This is a genomic window from Rubripirellula tenax (assembly GCF_007860125.1).
In the GTDB taxonomy this organism is placed as follows: domain Bacteria; phylum Planctomycetota; class Planctomycetia; order Pirellulales; family Pirellulaceae; genus Rubripirellula; species Rubripirellula tenax.
On sequence record NZ_SJPW01000003.1, the window covers coordinates 591,979 to 616,057 of the forward strand.

The following is a 24,079-nucleotide window of genomic DNA, read 5'->3' on the forward strand; positions in this document are numbered from 1 at the left end:
GTGACTTCCGATCCAGACTCGGGGAACCAGTCACGGCACATCGGTTTGTTCGGCGCCACGGGCGTCGGCGTCGGCGCGATCGTCGGCGGCGGCATTCTGGCGTTGGCGGGCGTCTCGTTCGCGACCGCCGGACCGTCCGCGATCATTGCGTTCGCACTCAATGGTGTGATCGGGCTGCTGACCGCACTCAGCTTTGCCGAGATGGCGTCGAAATTTCCCGAATCGGGCGGCACGTACACGTTCAGTCGAAAAGTGCTGTCGGTCGAATCGGCATTCACCGTCGGCTGGGTCGTTTGGTTCGCGTCGATCGTCGCGGCCGTTTTGTACGCGTTGGGATTCGCGCACTTCGGCTTGATTTTTTTGCAAGAGTTGGCGGCGCTGGCGGGTTGGGATTTGCCCTGGATGCACCAAGCCTGGTTGGTTCCGGCACTGGCGATCGCAACCACGGTGACGTTGGCAATCAGCCTGATGCTGAAGACGGGCGGCGGCGGTAACGCAGCCAACGTCGGTAAAGTCGTTGTGTTTGGCGTCGTGATCCTTGGCGGACTTTGGGCGATGACACGCCAAAGTGGCGGCGACACTTCGGCCGCGTTTCGTCCGTTCTTTGCCGGTGGCCTGAGCGGTTTGATCCAGGCCATGGGTTACAGCTTCATCGCGCTGCAAGGATTTGATCTGATTGCAGCGGTCGGCGGCGAAGTCAAGCAGCCCGAAAAAAACATCCCGCGTGCCATGATTCTGTCGTTGGTGATCGCGCTGTTGATCTACATGCCGTTGTTGTCGGTCATCGTTGCGGTGGGTACAACCGACGGCCAATCGATCGCTTCGGCCGCGGCCGAAGATCCCGAAGGCATCGTCGCTATCGCCGCGAGAAATTTCTTGGGACCGACCGGTTATTGGTTGGTGATTGTCGCCGCCGTGCTTTCGATGTTCACAGCGCTGCAAGCGAACTTGTTTGCCGCGTCACGTATCGCGCTGGCAATGTCTCGCGATCGAACTTTGCCAAACGCGATCAGCCGGCTAAGCAAAGGCAAGAACATCCCGACGATTTCGGTGATTGTGACATCGGCGTTGGTGTGTGTGTTGGTGCTGGCGCTTCCAGATGTGTCGGCTGCTGGTGCGGCATCGAGTTTGATTTTCTTGGTCACCTTTGCGATCGCGCACTGGTTGAGCGTCTTGGTGCGTCAGCGCAGCGAAGCTAGCCCACCACCGTTTTTGTCGCCGTGGTATCCCGCCGTCCCAATCGTCGGTGGTTTGTCGTGTATCGGATTGGCAATTTTTCAAGGGATCGCCGTTCCTCAAGCCGGATTGATCGCGGTCATTTGGTTGAGTCTCGGTGGTTTGTTGTTTTTGACGCTGTTTGCTCGTAGTGCGAGATTGCGAGACGTATCGAGTGTCGCTTCGAATCCGGAATTGTCACGACTGCGCGGAAACACGCCGCTTGTATTGGTGCCGATCGCTAACCCTCAAAATGCCGACGCCATGATCGCGCTGGCAGAAACATTAGTGCCGGCCGCTGTCGGTCGAGTGCTGTTGCAAAACATCGTGGTGGCGCCGCACGACTGGGATCCGCAGCAGGACCCGGAACCGACCGAGCGTAGCCATGCCGTCCAGCGAGAACTGATCCACGCGTCCGTTCGGCAAGGCGTTCGCGCCGAAACGCTGACCACGGTGGCGGCATCGCCAATGGAAGAGATCGCGCGGGTGGCACGGTTGCACCGGTGCGAGTCTGTCTTGTTGGGTTTAAGCGAGATCGCCGAAGAGGGCGTCGCAACGCCCATTGAAGGATTGCTAAGTCGGTTGGACACCGACGTCGTCGTGCTTCGCGCGCCCAAGAATTGGCATCTTGTCGAACAACAACGCATTTTGGTTCCGGTCGCCGGACGGGGTGGACACGATTACCTGTTGACGCGGTTGCTGGGCAGTCTGGCACGGAACCAGAACTGCGAAGTCAAGTTTATACGCGTCGTTCCCACTAACACGTCGGCGGCCGATTTGAAACGGGCAAAGAAAGAACTGGATCGATTGGCCTACGACAACTTCGGCGGTCGATGTGAACGAGAAGTTGTGTCGCACGACGACGCGATTGCGGCGGTGGTCGAGCGAGCCGATGAATCAGGGCTGGTGATCTTGGGCGTCCAGCGAATCGGCCCACGGCAAAAACTGTTCGGCCGCTTTACACGCCAAATCGCCGGGCAAACCAAGTGCCCGGTGATCGTCATCAGCCGTCGCGGTTAGCGGTCATCCAGCAGCGACAACAACGCTTCGTCCGTCGCCTCCGGTTCGATGTTCGCCTGTCGAGCCACCGCGTTGATGACGCGAAGCGCATCCTGTGCCGAAATGTTGCCGTTGCCGTCGACGTCATAGTACGGCGCCGGCCGAACGGTTTCTGTGATCGTGTGCAACCGACCGTCAGCCTTGTCGTGAACACTTCCGCGAGCAAGTTCATTCAGGATCACGAGCGCGTCGCCGGTTGTGACAGTGCCATTGTCATTCACGTCGGCAGCCAGGATCGGGTTCTGCCAAGAATCGGGCAGCTCTTTTTCCAGGCGACCTGATAGACGTGCCATTTGGTTGATCACCTGCAACGCATCCAGCCCCGTGACCTTTCCGTCACCGGTCACATCATAGAACGGCGGTGGTCCGACATCATCGGTGATCCCAAACAAGTCGCGAGTGTCGGGATCGTGAACGCTCTGTCGGCCCAACTCGTTGATGATCAGCAGTGCATCCCGAGCGGTAACGTTACCCAGGTTATCGACGTCGAAGCGATCGATCGGATTCTGCCATCCGAAGTTGAAATTCATGCGAACGTCGCTAACGGTGATGCTGCTTGCATCGTCACCGAACCCGATCAAGTCGAAGTACAACGTCACCGCTTCGCCGGACGCAGATGGGGGAACCGGCAACGTGATGCGGATGTCCTCACGATTGACATCGATGACGTCGCCACTAGCCGCTGCACCCGAGACCACAACGCCACTGGCATATCGCACAGAACCATCGGCCTGCAAATTAAACGCCGCATCGCCCCCGGCCATGCCGACCATTTCACCAGCAACCGAAGTTGTCTCGACCGCCCGCAAGATCGCTGCCTCAAAAGCTTCCGAAGGATGCGTGCCCGCTACATCCATCGAAACGCCGCCGAGCGTAAACGAGACCGAGCGAAGTCCCGCCGGCACCACAAATGTCTGCGAAAGATCGCTGACCATGCCGACGTCCTCGCGGATCGTTGCGATTCCTTCGGTATAAGTGACATTGCCAACGGTCTGCCATTGGGCGGGGGCGGGACCATCGAACGAACCGTTTTGCAATCCTCGTGGCACATCGTCAATCGCAACGATGTGATCGTTCAGCGCCGTGAAGCCCAACGGGACGTTTCCGGTCAGGTTGCCCAGCACGATCGACGAATCGAATCCGGTTCGCGAATTCACGAGCACGGTTTGGATGACTTCCGCTGTGGCCGCATCAATTGACTTGCGAACGCCTGGTGCGATCGCGCCAGCCATCAAGTGGTTCGGGTGCGTCCACGGGTCCAGTTCATTGCCGGTCGGATCCAAGTGCAGGTCGCCGTGAGTGGTCGTGATGTGGCGTCGTCCATCGTGCGAACCGACGTGCAAGTCGTCGAAGCCATCAAACTGGACCGTGAAGCCGTTGATGTGACCCAGTTCGTGCGTTATCACCGTCAACGCGTCGAATTGATCGGCGATTTGGAAACTCCACGCGTTCCCGTCGACGTCGAATTCATCGTCTTGGCTGGGCGTCGAATCGATGAACCAACCGTGCCCGGCCGCGTCATCGTCTAGCACGATCGTCGCCTCGGTTGCTCGGCCGAATTGGTCGACTTGATTGACCATCGCGTAGCCCAGCGAAGTGCCGTCGAGCGGCTGGACGTGCAGGTTCAGTTTCAGATTCACGTCGCTGGACGTGGCGGCGTTCCAGTCGCGAAGCGCCTCGGCCACCAGCGGTGCAAAGTCGGCGGCGGCGACGATCGTTCCGGTCGACGATCGGGCCAAGCGATTGGCGTGCAGGTTGCCGAACACATTGACCGACGACGGATTGCTCTGACGAAACGCCGGGTCGAGAAAGGGCGAAAAGTGGGTGACGATCTGCAGCGTCCCGTTGTTGTCGACGACGCTGATGCCACCGCGGGCAATCGGCGTCGATATGGCAGCGGATGCATCGGCGATCCTCGCCAGCGACTCGTTTTGGTAGACGTACCATTCGACCGGCAGCTTCAAACCCTCTTGTCGGGCGATGCGACCGATCGGCCCGGTGGCACTTGCCTGACGGACGATGGAGTCAATCGCCGCGCCACCTTGGACGCCCTTCTTGGTCAATCCATTGGGGAAAGTGACGTCGGCCTTCTTAAAGATGCTCAGCAGTTTGTCGCCGCCGCCGCGAACGATCAGCCCCATGTCCAGGTCTGTCGAGCCGGGCATCATGGGGCTCTTCGTCAAGTCCGCAAGTGTTCGCCAGGCCTCAAGCGGTCGCCTGAGCGTTTCCGCCAAGCGAGTCGTGTTACCCGAGTACACGTCTTTGACAAATCCGGCGCGATAAGCAATTTGCGTTAGCGTCGCCCCGGCGGTGCCTTGAAGCATCAATGCCACCACGTCACCCTGCGGCAGATCCGTGATTTTCGTATCCCCATTATTGATGCCACGGACCAAGTCGGCAAGCTCGGTCAATTGTTCGCGATTTGTGAAGGGTGTGTCCAGAATGTGCTCGAAGGAATCGTTGGATGTCTTGAGCAGCCGGTTGGCGAGGTGGTTAAAGGGGCCTTCAAAAGTAAAGGGATGATCTTTCAAAATGGTGTGCAATGCTTCGGCTTGTTGGTACCGATGGGCGGCTAGCGGCGACGCCATCGCGCCGTCTTTTCCATTGGGGAAGTAATGCTGCATGTTTCGCTGATAGACGGCGATTGCCGCGCGTTGTTTAATCAATGTATCGATGTGATTTGGCAGGATCTCCGCTAAACGCAAGTCGTCGCGAGTAGCGCGGCCCGACGCGATTGCCGCCTCCGCCATGCCCATCCGCATCCTTGCATCCTCAACCGTCGAGATCTTTCGATACGTTTGCTCGGCTTCGTTGCGACGGATCATGTCGGGCAGAGCTTCGCGAACGTCTTGATGCGAAAATGGTTTGGACAACGTCCGAAACCCTTCGATGCCGCTATCGATCAGCGCGGATTGATGCATCGCGATCGCCTGGTCTCGGACACTGGCAAAGGTGTCCGGATCCAATCGTGCCCCGGTTCCCCGAATCGCTTCATGGACCATTCTATTAAAGACGCGTTTGTAAAGTGAGCTGCTGTTGACGTTCTGGGTGATGATCTCGTTCATCGACAAACGAATCGCTTCCCCCTTCCGCACGTTCTGCAAACTGTCCAAGAACCGACTATCCACTTCGATCGGACCTCTTCCGGGATTCAGGAAATCGGTTCGCGTAGCATCATTGATCAATGCCGATTCGGTTTGTCGCCAACGGGCGGCGTCCGCGGGTGAAATGTTGTTATCGGGATCGCCGATCATCCGCCCCAGCGACCCCTGGGCTTCAACCCCCGCCTCACTGATCGTGCGGGCCGCCAAGTCCATCGCGTCATATTCTCGGCTGCCACGAACGATCGCAACCTTTTCAAACGTGTTGGCTTGCAACAACGGCGGCGCGACCGCGCCGCCCGAACTGGTCGAACGGTTGCCCGCGTTGGAGGATGTGTTCGGGCTGGCCGTGGCGTTGTATTCGGACAGACGGCCGACATCGGACTTTAGATCGAAGAAGGTTTTGGTCGCCGCCGAAACTCTGTTGCGAACACTGACCGCGTCCTTTGCGATTTGGCGACCCGCGGTGCGAAATTCGACCGCGATCTCTTGAGCTTGACGCCGGGCACTGCGCGGTTTCAGAATTCCTCCGTGGTTATTTCCGCCCATGTGGGCCGCACCGACGAGGTCTCCTGCCAGACCGATCGCCGCTCCTTGCACTCGCGCCCAACGCGAATCAAAAGTCGGCTCGAACGCGAACGCGGCTGCGGTGTCGGCAACGTTGCTGCTGAATCCTAGGTACGCGCCGGTGCGTCCACCGAAACGCGCCGCGACGACACCAACCAGGATCTTGCTGGCATCGACCAACAGCAATCGACGATCGTAGTCGTCTTTTTTGGCGTTGCCGTACAGGTCAGAGATTCCCTTCTTCGTCCCGTAGGCCAACAACCCCAGCCCGATAGCGGGACCGATGACGGGGATCGCCGGAGCAAGAGACGTCGCGATCGCGGGAATCTGTTCCATGGCATCCTTGACTACGCCCGTTCCAAACGTCGCCACGTTGAACGGGGAACCGAACACGCTGACCGTGTTGGACTGTTCCCACGCCAGTTTTTGGTTCGCGCGATCACCACTGATCGCACGCATCGAATCGCTGAACGGATTTTGGATCGCGGTCGCGGTCAGTCCCGTTGGGTCGGCCATGTTGACCGGATCGTTCATCGCATAGCGATACAGATTCGGCTCCGACGAGGTGAAGCCCGACGGGTCGGTGCTGATGAAACGTCCGTTGGACGGATCGTAGTAACGCCGCCGCATCTGGTACCAACCCAGTTCGTCCTCGTACGCGCGGCCGGCAAAGAAGTAACGGTTCAGAACTTCGTCGTCGGTCCGTGACGTAATGCTTCCGTAGGCGTTGTAGCGAATGTGGTCGACCAGTTCTTGATCGACGTTGACGATGTCCGCGACCGTGCCGGCGATGTCCGGCAGCAACCACAACACTTCGCCGCCACGATCTTGCGCCAGCGGCGTGTCGCCCGCTCCGCCGTGCAAGTAGACGACATCGATGACCGGTTCGTCGCCCGTCCCAATGCCATCGACGTCGACGATTTCCAGCAACACGTCCTGGTCGTTGTACAGATAGCCTCGCCAAGTCGTGCCCTTGATCCCGACACCGTCCGGGTCGACTCGTTTCCAGACGCGTCGATCGAGCGCGTCGTAGCCGAGTTCGACGACTTCAGTCAGCACGCCGCCGGAGTCCACCGTCGTCGCGGCAACCAAACGATTTCGGTGATCCCACGTGAATGTCGTCTTGTCACCGCCATCGATGACGGTCTGCGAAACTAAGTTGCCTTCGTTATCGTATTCATAGTTGAACACGCCGTCGGTCGACAAACGATTTTGCGATCCGTACGCGTAGGTGTCGTGAACCGACGATTCGGTGCGATTGCCCGCGTCGTCCAACGCGTACGATTCGTCGGGCCGTAGCGGGTCGGTGTGATCGACCGATAACAGGCGTCCCGCGTCGTCGTAATCGTACGTCGATTGACCGTACAAGTTCGTGACGGTTTTGATTCGGTCGTCGCTGTCGAAGGTGTAGTTGTACCGGTTGATGGCGCTGGCACCGGCCAAGTGTTCGATCTGTTCGATCAGATGGCGATCGTTCAGCACCGTGTTGGTCGTTAGCAAAAGCGTGTCATCGTTGAACCGCCGAACTTGCGAATAGACCGGCACGTTTTCGTGATAGTCGAACTCGACGGACTTGGTCGCAACACTGGTGCCGGTCTGGCGGATCCCACGCAAACGATCGTTGTTGGAATCGTAGGTGAAAGCTTCCGCGACCACACCGATCGACGAACCGAAATCGACGGAGAACGCATCGACTTGGCTGATCGCGTTGTAGCTCAGCCCCGTCGTGAACGTCGGTGTACCCGCCAAGAGAGTCGTTTGGGTCGATTCGATTCGGCTGCTGGCATCGCCGGAGAAACTGAACGTGTTGACTGTCCCCGAACCGCCATCGGCCGACGTCATCCGTCCGATCGCGTCGTACGTGAACGACAAACCGCCTAGTGAATCGTCGTCGCCGTTGGACCAGGACTCGGTCAGCATTCGATGGTTGCCGTCGTAGCTGCGCGTTACCGTTCGGTCATTGCGGTCGACGTAACTGACGACGTTGCCCTCGGGATCGTACGCGAACGAGCGCGCTCCGAATTCGTTTGTTTCGCTGACAACACGGTGCATCGCGTCGAACACGAACGTGGTCATGTTGCCTTCGCCGTCGATGATCTGGTTCAAGTTGCCCGCATCGTCGTAGTCCAACCGCGTCAGTCCGCCGTCGGGCTCGCTGATGATGGTCTGTTGATCCAGCGAGTTGTAGGTGTACGTGTACGGACCATCGGCGCTGCTGTCCTGTTTCGTGCGGATGTTGCCGTTTGGCAAGTACGTGTACCTGACCGAATTACCGGCATCGTCGGATTCCGATTCGACTCGGTCCAGATCGTTGTAGACGTAACGCCGCGTGATCGCGCCGACGGTGGTCGTTTCGATGTTGCCTGCGTCGTCGTACTGGATCGTTTGCGTTTCGCCGACGCGGGGATCGATTTTGACGACCCGCTGCGCCTTGTCATAATCCGTCACCAACGACACTTGTCCAGCCGCGTCGGTCTGTTCGATTTGATAACCATCCGGCGTATCAATGTAGCGCCAAGTGTTGACCAAGTCGTCGACGCCATCGCGGACGATCGTTTCGTTGGTGACACGTCCGACGCGGTCGTATTGCCGAGTGATCTTGTGGCCGAGCGCGTTGGTGCTTTCGATGATCTGACCGACGTTGTTCTGGACAAACTCTTCGCGTACCAGCCGCGGATCGTCCGGCGTTCCGGTTTGGTGCGTCATCGACGTGATGCGACCGAGTCCGTCGACGGTGTTGGTGATCTTGTAGAACTCGCCGCGACCGGGCGTCTTGGAAATAAGATTTCCGACGCCGTCGTACTCGTACTTTTCAACGATCCAGTCGTCTTCGCCCGGGGACCCAACGCCTTGATCGTCGGGCGTTCCGGCGCGACGACGCGTCTGGACCAAACGACCGCGAGCGTCATAGGTGTGTTCGGTGCGGAAGTATTCGCCGCGCGGATCGATCTCGGCGACCTTTCGCCCCAATTCGTCGTACTCGTACTTCATCGTGATCGCGTCGGGCGAACCGAAGCCGCGAGTCACCGAAAGTGCCATGCCACGGGCGTCGTAAACGCTGCGGCTGATGTTGCCGTTTCGGTCGACGATCTCGATCACGTTTCCAGTGGCGTCGTACTTGGTCGTCGAAGCGTTTCCGACCGCATCGATCGACTCGGTGACGCGTCCCAAACGGTCGCGAAGGGTAAAGCTTTGCCGGCCGAGCGGATCGGTCATCTGGACTCGCAAGCCGCCGCCAAGGTAGTCGTAGCGAGTCGTTTCGTTTTCCGCATTGGTCGACGTAAGCAGCCGATTGAGCCCGTCGTAGGTGCTGGTGGACGTGCCGTAAACATCGGTGCTACTTAGGACATTGCCAAAACGGTCGCGAGTCAAAACGATCTCTTCCCCCACCGGATCGACGGTTCGGATCAAACGTCCCAGTCCATCGTACTGGTTCGTCGTCACGTACAGCGGCCCGCCGATGCCGACGTGCTCGATCAAGTTGCCTTCCACGTCGTAGCGATGCGTTTCGGTGACCGACGGCGTGCCATGTTCGGACAGCACCGCGTACGTGGTCGACAACCGACGGCCGGCCGCGTCGACTTGGTAAGTCGTCGCGTAAACTTCGCCTCGCGGGTCGACATGGCGGACCAAGTTTCCGGCGACGTCGTATTCGTAAGCATCCATTTCCAATGTCGGCGAATCCGCATCCCCCGATGCGGTCTGCACGGTCAGCGCTTCGCCGCGGTGGTCAAACGTGGTGAACGACGCAAACGCGTCCCCTCGCGGATCGACGGACTCGATGACATTGCCGACACCGTCGTACGCCATCCTGTACGTCAGCGTCGGTCCCGGTTGATCTTCGCTGCCGCTGGGACGTTCGACTTGAATCAGCCGACCGGCTCCATCGTATTGAAAGAACGAATCGGCCCACGCCCCGCGCGGATCGCCGATGCGTGTTCGGTTGCCGGCCAAGTCGTAGTCATACGTTGTCGTGTTGTCTTCCGCATTGGTTTCGGTTCGGACCAGCGATCGTCCATCAAACGTCCGCGTTAGCGTCGACCGACCATCGTCGTTGGAAAACGGTCCTTCAGTCTTGATTGCGTTGCCGATCGAATCGAAGGTGGTCAGCGTTTCGTAGCCCGCCGCATCAATGATGCGGAACACGCGGTTGAGTTGGTCGTAGCTGAGCGTTGTCACGCGAGTCGGCGTCGTTCCATCGCCGACTTCCGTGATCGTTTCGATGTTGCCGATCGCATCCAGGACATAGTCGGTGACCGCGCCGATCGTGTTGGTCATTCCGACTTGGCGACCGGCCGAATCGTAGCGATAGGTCATCGGCGGGATGTCTTCGCCGGCGACCTCACGAGGGTAATGCACCCGAGAGACGGTTCCGCCGGGATGGAAGTCGTAGCGCGTGATGGCGGCGTCCATCGGAAACTCGGGACTGCCTTGCGGCACCGAACTTTCCTTGATGCGGCCGAGTTCGTCGGGCACAAAGGTGGACGTGAAGTAAGCGCCCCGCGGATCTTGCTCGGACAACAGATTGCCGGCTTCGTCATACGTGAATCGGGTGACGGCGACCGGGCCGGGGTTGTCTTCGCTGCCGGTCGGTTCGGTGACGCGGATCAATCGGTTGCCAGCGTCGTAGGCATACTCGTTGGTGTGGTAGTCGCCTCGCGGATCGGTCGATCGAATCAGGTTGCCGACCAAGTCATACTGCGTCTTCGTGACCAGCGAACCGCCGGATTCATCGCCCAGGCCGACCGTTGTCGTTTGCAAATGGTCCAGTGCGTCGTAGGTGTTCGCGGTAAAGAACTGCGGCCCACGAGGGTCTTCGTAACGCAGCAATCGCCCGACTTGATCGAACTCGAACTTTTCGACCGCCAACTCATCGACGCCCTGCGGCCCGACGCCGTGCGTGGACAAGGTCAGGTGTCCCAGCAAGTCGTATTCGTACGTCGTCTGGAATCGTCCCGGCGTGGCCGCGTCGAACGTGCGGGGATCGATTTGTAAGATTACATTGCCCAGCACATCGTACTCTGTCTCGCTGCGGTTACCCAAAGCATCGACCGCCGCAATCCTTCGTCCGACGCCGTCGTAGTACATCCGCGTGACGTAATCGGCGTCGCTGGCCGCGCCGACGCAATCGCTGCGACCGCTGCGCGGGTCGACCATCGCGATCACTTGGCCGTTGTCATCGTTGACGAAGCAGGTCGTGTGGCCCAGGCTGTCCGAAACGCTCTCACGGAAACCCAACTTGTCGTACGCGGTCACCAGCACCGCCGCGTTTTCGCCGTCCAGCGACGGTGACTCCATCCGCGTTACGTTGCCAGTCGCATCATAGAAATACTTGGTTTCCTGGTCGAGTTGATCGTAGGAGACCAGTAGCCGACCGGCCGCATCGTACTCCATCCGCATTTCCAAGCCGTCGCCGCGAGGATCGGTGCGACGAATGACGTTTCCGATCTCGTCATAGTCGATCGTGATGTCGTACGGTTTCGGATCGTCGGGAGTGCCCGTCGGTCCGCTGATGCTGGTCGTGCGGTTGGTTTTGTCGTAACCGAACGTGGTGGTGTAAAACGCACCCCGCGGATCGGTCATCGACAGCAAGTTGCCAACCTTGTCGTAGTCATATGTCGTCGTCGCCGGCTTCTCCGTGTTGTTGGCGACGGTCACGGTTTCGGTGAAGAACAAGTTATCGAACGTGGTCAGCGTTTCGCGGTTGAGCGCGTCAAAGGTTCGGCGAACCATGCCCAGCGGATGGTACTCCATGCGGCTGGTTGCCTTCATCGGTGATCCCGCCGCCATCGTGCTAGATTCGACACGGTTAAGTTTGTCGTGCTTGAACGTTGTCTTAGCGGCTTCGCCTCGCCCGTCTTTGATCTCGATCAGATTGCCGACTTGGTCGTATTTGAAATCGACCCGTTGGCTGGCGGCATCGATCGTGTACTCGCGGCGATTGCTGCGATCGAACTTATGAACGACCGTGTCGACGACGATGCCATCGACGGTCAGACGCTGCGCATCGATTTTTTCGATGTTGCCGCCGATGTCATAGGTGTACGTCGTCGTGCGGCCTTGCGCGTTGGTCATCACCCTCAGTCGGTTCGCATCGTCATAGGTGTACTGCGTTTGGATGGGCGAATCGTTGACCGACCGAGGATCGACCAGTAGCGTGCGATTGCCGACCAAGTCGTAATCAAAGCGAGCCGTGTTTCCCAGCGGATCCGATTCGGTGACGATCCGGCTGAGTCCGTCGTACGTCGACGAGTGACGATAGGTCGTGTCGTCGCGATTCCCTTCGGCTCGACCGTCGACGATCGCCGTGCGGTTGCCGTTGCCGTCATAGATGTAGTGCGTGAGCACCTCCTCGGCGTCGGTTCCGGTCACCATCCGTCCGAGTTCATCGTAGACGTACGAAGAAACCGCAAGATCGGCGTTCCGAACCGATTTCAATCGTCCGCTCGGGAAATACGTCGAAATCGTTTCGGCAACGCCGTTGACGGTCGTGAGCGTCGGTCGTCCTTGCACGTCCAAGTCGTGCGTCGTCGTTTTCACTTCGTCCGCGGCACCACCGAAGTTTTCGATGATCTTTCGCTGGCGATTGGATGCGTCATGCTCGATCAACGACACCACGCCATCGGCGGCGGTGATCTTGGCAGGCGTCGCGAATAGGTTGTATTCAAACAGGGTGACTTGATCGCCGGTCCGCGAGTTTTTGATCGTTTGTTTCTTCAAACGATTTTCTTCGTCGTACTCGTATTGGGTGACTTCCGTCGTCGGCCCGGTGCTGCTGGTTTGCCGTCCGCGTCCGTCGACGGTGATCACCATGCTGCCGCCGTTGGGCAAGCTAACGCTCGTCAATTGATACGCCGCGTTGTAGCCGAACGAAGTCACACGTCCGATCGCATCGACGCTCTGGCGCGGGTTGCCGTTGCGGTCTTCCACCATCAACGTGACGCGGCCGAGCGGATCGCGAACGTAGCGATAGTTGAAGTCCGGATTGTTTTCGACACTTGCGCCGCCGGCCAACGTCATGTCGCCAAACTCGTACGCGAATTCTGTCTTGGCGTTCAAGTCGCCAAACGAATCGACTTGCTCGATCGGTCGGTCGAACTCATCGAACTTGAACCGAGTCACGTTATTGTTTCGATCAACGAACTCGGTCCGGTTGCCTGCGGCGTCGTAGTCGGCCGATTCGGTGTACGTCACGCCGTCGATGGACACGGTGACGCTGGACGACTCAAACCGGTTCATCGTGTCATACGCCATCGTCGACTCGAAACCGTCGGGGTCCGTCATCCCGGTCACGTTACCAGACAAATCGGTATACGACCGCATTGCGACGCCGTCGGGATACGTCGTATCGGTCAGACGTCCATAAGCGTCGTACGAGTAAGACGTCAGGATGCCGATCGGATCGGTCTTCGAGCTCGGCAACCCGTCAGCGGGACCACTTAGGTAGTACGTCCACGTCGTCGTTGACGATTGCGGGTTGCCTTGCGGCAGCGCCGCAGTGGTGCTGATCGTTTGCGAAGTGATGTTTCCGTCGTTATCCAAAACGCGAACGACCTTTCGGCCGACGCCGTCGACTTTCTCCGTCCACGTGCTCTTGAAGTCACTGTTTTCGTACTTGTAAGTCGTCGTCACCCCACTCGAGCTTTGCGGATCGGGGAAATCCGTTTGCGTCAGCGTGTTGCCGAACTCGTCGAACGTGCTGCAGACGATGTTGCCGACTTGGTCGACCGTCACACTGATCAAACCGTTTGCCGCATCGCGACCGAACGCGCGGCCGGGCTGATCGCCACTGCCGCTTTCGTCCTGAACGTGAATGAATTGGCCGAACCCGTTCATCTGGAAAGTCTGCTTGACGCCGTCGAAATCGGTGTAGATCGCTTCGGCGGTGAACGTCGAACCCTGGGTGGCTTCGGGCGGCAGTCCGCACTTCATGCGAGCGGCGTTGATGCTGGCTTGATGCGGCGGCGGGGCCAAGAAGTCGACCACCGTTGGCGCAGTGTTCGGATCAGACGTCCGTTCGGGCTCGAAGGCCGCTTTCTTTTGACCGGGCGTGAGAGCGAACGTCTGTCCATCGATCCGCGTGCCACCGCTGGCGCGACCGAAGTCATCGTACGAGATCGTTTCCTTAAATGTGCTCTCGAACGTTTCGCTTGCGTCGTTACCGCGTTTTTGCGTGATGTCAGTCAGCAAATATTCGTACGGTTCAACCAATTCATCGGTGGGGATTTTCAGGTCATAGCCGAATGATCGCTCGGAACTGTCCGGATCCGTGATCGAGGTCAGTTGCTTGCCGTTGTGCGTCAACCGCGTGACACGCCCCGCCGGATCAGTGATCGTGCTGATTCGTTTACCGCTGTACTGGAATTTGGTTTCCAATCCAACCGGATCGATAATCTTGGTGATACCGTCGGCGTTATACTCGTAAGTCGTCGCGTTGCCGTTGCGATCGACGACGGACTGTAATCGTCCATCGCCTTGGTAACGTTCTTCGCTGCCGTCGATCATTTCACGAACGTAGGTGCCATCAGCGTTCCTACGCAGCACGCTTCGGTCGAGCGTCACCGGTGTGTACGGATCGCCGACGGTTTGCGGCGGGTTAAAGATCTGTTCGGTGCCGTTGCCGTTGACCAACAGCAACACGCCGTCGACCTCGTAGATTCGCATCAGGCCTTCGATGGACCAGCCCGCGCCGAACTCGCTGTCGCGCAGGTTCACGACCGGCAAAAACTCACGTTCGGTTTGAAAGTTCCCGTCGACCCAACCGGCCGCGGACTCTTTGAATAAACCAAAATCAAACGCCAAGTCGTACGCGCCGGTCGGCGCGTCGCTGAGGTCCAACAGCAACGAACCGCCCGCGATCGAACCGTTAGTCAATTGAAGAGTGTCGATAGCAAAGAAATGCTCGTCGCCGCGATAGCCAACGGCCGACTCACCGGGCTTGGGTTCATACCCGGACGTGGCCGCAAACGACTGATCACCCAACGACGCGGTGGCTCGAACGACCAGTTTCTCGTCGTCATCGGCACTGCTTAGATTCGCCAGCCCGAAGTACGCCAGCGGTCTTGGTTCGGCGCGGAGCGAATCGTAGTGCAGGACCAAACCGCGCGTGGCTTCTTGCGACTGATACGACACCAACGAATGAGTCTCGTGAATCGCACCGGTGTGAATTTCGACTTGCGAGGTCCGACCCGCTTCGACGGTTTGTGTCTCGCCAGGGAACGATTGCAATGTCGACGCGGACGTGTAGGGCGTTGGCTGCAATCGCAATTCCGGAACGAACTGTTCGGGTTGGCTTTCGATACCGCGGGGTAGATTTCCCACCGGGATTGGCCCGAACTGGTTGGGTTCTTCGCCCGTCGGTCCGATCGTCGGGACGCCGTAACCGGTGTTGTTGCCGTCGAAGAAGTACCCAAAGCTGGCGGCGACCAGCATCGACGGATAGATCTGGTCGATTGGGATTTGCCCCAGCGGACCGTTGACCAACGATTCCAACTCCGCCGGAACGTCGGCGTACTGGGACACGACTTGGCCAACCGGATTGGGACCCGCGGCGGCGGCGATCTCGATGGCCTTGATCGCTTCGGGAGTGCTGTAAGCGAACACGGCGTCGTACCGCTGCATCGACACCATTGCGTAACCTTGCGCGGTGATCGTCACGTCGTCGGCGAACCCGCCCAAGACCGGATTGGTGCCGGCGACCAAACGCGGTACCGTCAACGGATCATCGAAGTTGCCCAGCGGATTGCGGATAAATCCTAGGTTGCTACCCGCGCCGACGGCGTACTGGCGAGCACGGTTGATGGTTACGGTCTGAGTCACCGAGGTGCCGTTGACGACGCTGGTTTGCGTTTCCTGCGTGATCGAGCGAATCGACGCGTCGGGATCCGGATTCGGACCGGGATAGCTGGCAAAGAACGGTCCGAGTTCGGGATTCTTCTTTGAATCCAAAGGGGCGTTGTCCGCGTTGTAGCCGCTGATGACCAGATAAGACGGGTGTGATCCGATCGCGTCCTTGTACGCATCGGCTGGCACGAAGTCGACGCCCTGCGCGTTGCTGATCCCGAATGCTTGAACGCCGCGGCCCTCACGTGGGTTCAGGCCGAACGGCGTCAGGTTGATTGGCAACACGTCGTACGAAACCTTGTCGTCCTGCGTCACTTCACGGCGAATGATGCCGACGCCTTCCCGATCGTTGACTCGGTCCGTCACGACCATCACGGCCGGATCACTGGTCGGTGAGATGTCGTAGACACCTTTGCCATACTCGATGATCGACTCGGGCAGCGTCGCATCGAAGACCAACGGGTCGACGACGATTTCTTCGCGTAATTCTTCGGCGAGATCTTCTTGATCGTCGATCGCGTCATTAATCTCGCGTCGACGCTGCGGGATCGACAACAACGTCGCGACCAGAATCCGACCGGGCCCACCCGCGTCGCCGCGGAACAAGTCGGCCGACGGCGCGGCGATATAAACCTGCTTGCGATCGGCCGAGACCGCGATCCCGCGCAGCCCCATCGGCGTCAGGTTGCCGGCGGAACCACCGAGCGACAACGTTTGGATGACCGTGTGGAACGTTCGCGAGAACGGATCGATATCAATCACGTAAACGCTACCGTGATTGCGATCGGTCACAAAGACAAACCGATTATCGGGATCGACGGTCAAGTCAAACGGGCTGGCACCGATGGGAAGCGGAATTCCCTGCACGCCTTTGGTTTCCGGCGTGATGACCGGGATCAGTGCATCCGGATCCCCGATCACGTCGGGGATCGTATCGATCTCTTGAAACGCGACGGTGTCGATCACGGAAATCGAGCCGCGCGCCGCGTTGGTGACGTACAGCCGAGTTCCGTCGGCGGTGATCGCAGACTTTTGCGGCGCAAACGCCCCCGCGTCAACGATGTCGGTGCCCAGCGTGATCCGCGCGATCTCGCGAGGATCCGCCTTGATCGTTTCGCCGATCGGTTCGGTCGCCAACAGGTCCAACACCGACACCGTCGAATCGGCTCCATTGAGAACAAAGCCAAACCGCGACTCGACCAAGAACTCGACCGGATTGCTGGGCACTTCGATGACGCGAAAGCGTCCGTCTAGCGGCGCCTCTTGCTTTCGCGTGACGGTCACCCGAGCGAAACTCAGCGGCGCGCCGCGCGGAATGCGAACCAAAATCTTGTCGTCTTCACCGGCAAAGATATTGTCGGGTCCGATCTCAACATCGGCACCGCCGACGACCATGGAATCATTGTCGCGACCGCCGATCTCCAGCGTCACGAAAAGGTCGTCGATACGCGTGCCGATCAGCGAATCCCTCGGCGTCGTTTCGTCCTCGGCCAAAAGGAACTTACCATCGAGTTCCAAGAACGGACCGGTCTGTCCTTCCACGTCACCAAACTTCAACTGACTGACCACGATCGTCGGCGTCGGTGCGGAGTACGTCACGCGCGGCACCGTGGGCAGCAACAACTGCACAATCTCGTTCGCGTCGGCCAAGACCTCAGTCGTCGACAGAATCTTCAATCGATCGAAATCCGATTCCAACACGTTGACTCGGATGCGAAAATCCGGAATGATCGGAACGAACGTGTCCCCTAACACGCCGGTGCCTTGGTAGTACGATTCTTCGCCGCTGCCGCCAAACACGTCGCTGACTTGCACGATCACCGGATTGGTTCTCGCTCGAAACGCGACGTCACCGCTAAGCGCCGCCAGCGTGGCCGCGTTGGGCAATGCCATGAACATCGCGCCGGTGATCGACGGGCGGAAGTGTTGCCCAAACTGCGTTGCCGTCCGCGCCGCCACGCCAATGTTTGGCGGGGACGTGGTTCGCGCAACGCCGTCGTCGCCGATCATCATCGAATCGATCACGATCCATGAACGACTGATCGTACCGTCTTCCAACGTCACATCGACGGGCTGGAACAAGTACGCAACGTCGCCGGGATTGCTGCCCGTCGGCGCGGGGATCGCGACGCTCATGGGCAAGTCGGCTTCGCGGTCGCCGTAGTTAAGTTGAACTCCGCCTGCGAAATTCCAATTGGTTGGCAACGTGTACGGCAAGTCGGCCGGCGTCAGCGCCGTCGCCGACAACTCGATCGCTTCATCGTACGCGCCCGGCGGGATCGCCACCATGATGCCGCCGCCATCGCCAATGACACCCCCATCGGCCCCGATCATCACTTCACCCGTTCGCACGGCGTCGATCAAGATGGGAATGACTTGCGAGATGCCGGATTGAACGATGGTGATCTCCGTCGTGCCCATCGCCAGCGCCGTCATACGTCCGGCCGCATCGACGGACAATAGCGAGGGATCGGCGACGAAGTAACGCGTCGACGCGTCCGATGCCAAGTCAACGACGCCCGCTTCGGTCCGCTCCCGCACCAACAGTTGTCGCGACTCGCCCGGGATCAACGTGTAAGCGTCGGGAAAGAAGTCGACCAGTCGGTCCTCGGCCGCGCCGACGTTCACCGCCGTTGCCGCCGTCAATCCGAACGCATCAATTCGCAGCGTCGTCGCACCCGCTTGATTCCCAACGAGCAAGCCCAGGTCCGTCACCACGGCGACGTCCGGATCGGTCGTCGTCAACGTCAACGAATCCGCGGGCAAGACCTGCGTGGAGCCGTCGGCAAGGACGCCCTGCACGATCACGCGACTGGTCCCGTCGATGGCTAGGACTGGATCGCGACGAACGACTTCCAACCGAACGAAGCTCGCGACCAGAACTTCCACCGATGCTTGCGCGACGTCGCCTCGAAGCACCCCGTCGTCGGCAACCACGTCCATCGTCCCCGTTAACGGCGTGTCACCGGCAATCAACCGCACCAATCCGCCGCCGATCGGCTGAACCGTCAACGCATCGGAGGAGACGACCGCAAACGTATCGTCGCCGTCATCGTCCGACGTCCACGCACCGGCGTCAACGACGATGCTGGTCCCCGCGAACAAACGGATCGTTTCGGGTGTGACTTCGGGCGCTCGGTTGGTGACCAAGCCGAACGAAGCGAACAACGCCGCTTGGTCTGTCGCATCGACGTCGCCGTCGCGATCGAAATCCGCCAAGCGATTGTAAGTCGCATCCGACGTGATCGATCCCAACGCCGCGTTCACCAAGACGCTGTCGGCCGAATCGACGTTCCCGTCATTATTGGCGTCACCGGCCAAGTACATGCTGGCTTGGTAGTCGCCGGCCGCATCGCCGCTGACCGCGAACGTGTACGTCCCCGGCCGCGTGATCGTCATCAAAGCGGTGCTGGGTGTGAAATCGACCGAGTCCACGTCGATGCCAATCGTAATCCCACCGGTGGGACTGGTCCGCAACTCCGCTTCGGTGACCGTGAATGCGTATCGCTCGATTGCACCGGAGACCAACGTGCCGGTGACGGGCGCGGCGATCAACTGCCGTGTCCCACCCAGGTGCGACTGAATCTGCGAATCGTCATAGCGATAGAACGTCCGCTCACCCGTTGCCGCTTCGATCGACACGATCATTTGTCCGTCATCGTCGTAGCGATAGAAAACCTGCTGGCCCTCCGGGCCGACCAATTCGCTGATGCGACCGTCACCGTCGCGGACGATCGTCAAACGCGTTCCGTCCGGGGCGATGATGCCGCTGTCGGTCACTCGCAGCGACGTCGACTGGTCGGCTGCGGTGATGCGGGTCAGCGAAAAGACTCCTGACCCCTTTTGTGTGATCTTTTGTGTAATTTCGTGGCGGGTGCCGGTGGGGCTGGTCAGCGTGAAGGCGGGGGCGGTGTACGGCAGGCCGGTGCCGATGACGAAGTACGCTCCGCCGGCGCGGCGAAGCGGCGCGGTCGTGGAACTGTCCAACCTCCAAGTCACACCGTCGTCGGCCGTCCAGGCGGGCTGGAACGTTTGGACGCCGAAGGTGGTGTCAGTAAGTTCGGTCGGCGCGAATGTGTATCCGACTCGCTGGCCATTGGGCAGCGTCAGGTACAACCGCGTGCCGTCGGCCAATCCCGCGAACAAGTCGCGGCTAGCCTCGCCGCCGATTGCGATCCGCGGATCGACCAGAGGCCATGACCAGGCGGCTCCGAAATCGGATGCTGCATCGAGCGAACGGATCGAACTGTAAAATCGAGTGACATCGACATCGATGCCGGCAAGCGTGAGCATCATGTCGGACGCTGATTCGTTGACCGCGCCGGACTTGTCGGCCGAATTGATCTCCAAGTCGAACATGGCCACCGAAGTCAAACCACCGAAGTCGCTGGCGATCACTCGCGCGGTGTAAAAACCGTTTTCGTAGTTCGATGGATCGATCGTGACCAAACGAACGATGCTGGTCATGCCTTCTCGCAGCAGGATCGGTTCGCCGCCGCCGCGTGGAACCAGCTCGACTTTGTACTCGGCCAATCCATCGTCAAAGATGTCGAACATCATGTCGCGCGCGCCGGTGACGATCGGCGGCGCGAACTCGGTGATCTCGATCCGTGGCGCCGTGCGATCGGCCAAGTCGCGGATGAAGATCGGACGTGTGACCGATGTCGTTCGGCCTTCGATGTCGGTGACCGTGGCGGTGACTTCGTATCGTCCGGGCTCGCTCGCGACGAAGTTACCGCGTCCGAGCGCATCTAGGGTGAACGGATTGCCGTCGATCGTTAGCGTTGCTTCGCCGATCGCTACGTCGCTGTCGGCGATCGGTTCGATGGTGACGGTTTGCCCCGGTGTCGCGGGGAAACTGGGCGTCAACACGACTTGCAGATTAGGCGAGACGGGTTCAAGCGAGGCGACCAAAGTCAACGCACGCCGCGTTTGGGTCGCACCGTCGTCGGCGGTCAAACGAACGGTGTAAGTTCCCGCTTGGAAACTCTGCGGCGTCCATTCGATCACGCCGACACCGTCGGTCACGTTCAACGTCGCACCCTCGGGCAAGTCGGATGCAGTCAGGGTTACCGAATCGCCATCCAGGTCCGCCGTCGGAATCGATAACGTGAACACTTCGCCGATCTGGGCGTTGCGAAGCTGGGGTGCGTCGATCGAAGGCGCACGATTGGTCGGCAAAACTTGCACTTCGACGTCGATGGTGTCGGTGCCGCCACTTGGATCGCTGACCACAAAAGGCAGCGTGTACGTACCGGCGGAATCGAAGTCGACATCCCAAATGACGGTTCGTGTCACCGGATCAAAATTGAATCCGTTGATCGCAGCGCCGGTGTATCCATAAATCAATGGCTCGCCGTCGGCATCACCACCGTTGATCGAGAAAACAGTTTGATCTCCTTCGCGAGCGAACAGCTTGGGAAGCGTGTTCAAAACGGGCGGTTGATTGGTGTTGGTGACCGTGATCACCACGTCATCGCTGCGCGAACCGGCGCCGTCCGATGCGGTGATGCGGATGCGATAGGTGCCCGCCTGAGTCGAAGAAGGTGTCCATGTCAATTCGCCACTGGCGCCGTCGAAAAGTACTCCGACGGGCAAGCGAGTTGTTGAGACACCTTGGACAAGCGCCGCGGTGAAGAACACATTGTCATCCTCGGCGTCGGTGGCAACGGCGCTAACGCGAAGCGTTTGTCCTTCGGCAACTGTTTGCGCACCGATCGGTTCTAGGTTCGGCCGCGTGTTGGTGTCGCGTACCGTCAACGTGATACTGCGTGAATCGCTTAGCAAATCACCGGCGCCGCTATTGCCGCTGTCGACAACGTCAAACGTGATCGACGTCGTGCCGATATCAGCCGCCGCCGGTGTCCACTGGAACGTCGCCCGTCCATAAAAACTGTCCTCGGTGAACGTTGCGCCGGCTGGCAGTGTGCTGGACGTGAACGTCAACGGATCTTGGTCGGCATCCGTTGTGTTCAACACCAACGTGAACGGTTGTCCGACCAAGGCGACCGAATCAAAGATCGGATCCAGCTTCGGTGGTTCGTTTGGGCTGGTCGCTTGCAGAATGAACTGGACCGATTCGCTGAGTGGCGCTTCGCCGAACGATTCCTTCGCGGTCACCGTCACCAAGTAGTCATCACGATCACCGGGTTGGGGAGAAACCGACAGGGTTCCCGTTCCGTCGCCGTTGTCGGTCAGCGTGGCCCATGACGGCAGCGCCGTGGCTTGGCCAATTTTGACGTCCAAAGCAATCGCGGTACCGTCGGGGTCGACGGCCAGGATAGGAATGTCCAATGTCGTTCCAACCGGTACGACCTTGTTTTCGATCGTTGTGATTTCGGGACGGAAGTTGGCGTTGCGAACGTTGATGGCCAGCGTGACCGTGTCGCTGGTCGGCGTGCCGGTTCCATCGCCGTCGTCGGTTGCGGTGAATGTGATTTCGTAGCGCTGAGTTTCTGTGACGCCGGTGGCATCGAACCCAGGTAACCACGCGAAGATCTGACGCTGGGAATCGAACGTGGCGCCGGCTGGCAACGTGCCGTGCGAGTACGTCAGGTTCGGCAGCAGGCCTTCAAAGTCGACGAAGAAGTCTTCGCTGGTCGCGAGGGGATTCGTCGGAGCGACGGGGAACTCGGGATCATACGCCGCGACGCGAACTTGCAGCGGTTGTCCTTCAAAGATCGTGAACTCATTGATCGCGGGGAACGCAACGGCGCCGTTGATGTTATTGACCGTTAGCGTCGATGTCACCTGAGTCAACGAAGTTCCGTCGTCGGCGAAGAACCGCAAGTCGAACACGCCGTGTTGATCAAAGCCGGGCGTCCACTCGAACAGTCCCGTGTTCGGATCCAAGAACGCGCCCGGTGGTAAATTCGGTGATACGTATCGCAACCGATCTCCGTCCTCGTCTTGGCCGAACAACCGGAACGTGATCGCATCGCCTTCGTTGATCGTGCGATCGGCGACCGGCGCCAGTGTCGGCGAAATGTTGTTGTTGGCAATGACGATGTCGAACGACACGCTGGTTTCGACGAAGCCATCGCTGGCGATCAGCTTCACGCCTTCGTAAACGCCTGCGTCATCGCCGCCCGGTCGCCATCGCAACGCTTGGCCGACCGAATCGAAGACCGCGCCGGCGGGCAGATTGTCGGCAAAGTAGAACAATGCGTCGCCATCAGGATCGAACGCGCTGACCGGGATCTCGATCAAGTCGCCCTCGGTGGCGAACTGCTCGCCCACGGGCGCCATGATCGGTGCGCGGTTGGCACCGCTGACGTCAACCGTCCAAGTTTGACGTTCAAAGGCACCGCGGGCATCGTAGGCACGCAGCTCGAACCTGCTCTGCGGCGACGATCCGCGTGTCGGCATCCACGATACTTCCCCGGTCGCCGGATTGACGGACGCGCCATCCGGTGCATCGGTTAGCACGTAGGTGATCCGGTTTCCGTCGGGATCGGACGCCGACGCCATGTACTCGTATTCGGCCGAGGCCGCGGCGACCAGCCCCGGCTGTGATTCAAATTCCGGCAACATGTTCGGCGGCAGCGTTGCCAGCACTCGCGGATCGAAACTCAAGTCCAGCAAGTTCGGGTTCGCGATCACGACCGTTTGCGGCAGCGACGACGTGCCCCCGGCCAACACGGTGCCATCGCCGAGGACTTGGAAGCCGTTGGCATCGGCGGGCGCGCCGTCGTTGCCAAAGAAGATGACTGAGTCATCGCCAAGTTCGTCGAAGATGATGTTGATCGGACCGGCGATGTCAAAGTCGGCGGTGTTGTTAACGATGACGTCGAACAACAGCGTGCCGTCGGCTCGGTTGACGCGAGTTGCTGAGTAGGAAACGCTGGTGCTGATCGAAACGTCTTCAAAGACACGGAACGTTGTTGAGAATCCGCTGCCGCCGATCGGGATCCCCTGTTCGCTTTCGACGGACGGGGCAACACGAAGTTCGTACTCGGCCGGTGCGAGCGACTCGAACAACAATTCGCTGGTGCGAGATGCGGCGTTGTACTGGACGGCGCCGATGCCGACGGATTGTCCCGTGTCTTTGTTGACCAACGTGTAGTTCGCACCGCGAGTTGCGCTCGATGGTTTGGTCGCATCGGTGGCGTTCAATCCGACGTCGAACACCAATGCGGCCCGGTTGTTCTCGCGAATGATGGTGTCGACGACGCGAGGCGCCGCGACGGTAAAGAAGACATCGACCTGTTCGCCTTGCGTGACCAAGAATCGTCCGTCCGGTAACGACTCGATCCCTTCGACACGCCCGGTACCGCTGCTGGCGATGACGGTTT

At 59.5% G+C, this 24,079-nt stretch carries 2 protein-coding genes (1 of these 2 cut by a window edge); one reads left to right on the forward strand and one right to left on the reverse strand.

The window, feature by feature from the left end; all coding sequences use genetic code 11:
• Positions 1-2,235: an amino acid permease gene (locus Poly51_RS13015; protein WP_246114467.1), complete on the forward strand. Its 2,235-nt coding sequence runs from the start codon at positions 1-3 to the stop codon at positions 2,233-2,235.
• Here the strand turns inward: Poly51_RS13015 and Poly51_RS13020 are convergent.
• Positions 2,232-24,079, reverse strand: the 3' portion of a protein-coding gene (locus Poly51_RS13020; RefSeq protein ID WP_146458124.1) for a CARDB domain-containing protein. 14,191 nt of this gene lie beyond the right edge of the window; the window shows 21,848 of its 36,039 coding nt (coding positions 14,192-36,039); the start codon falls outside the window, past its right edge; its stop codon occupies positions 2,232-2,234. The genes Poly51_RS13015 and Poly51_RS13020 overlap by 4 nt on opposite strands.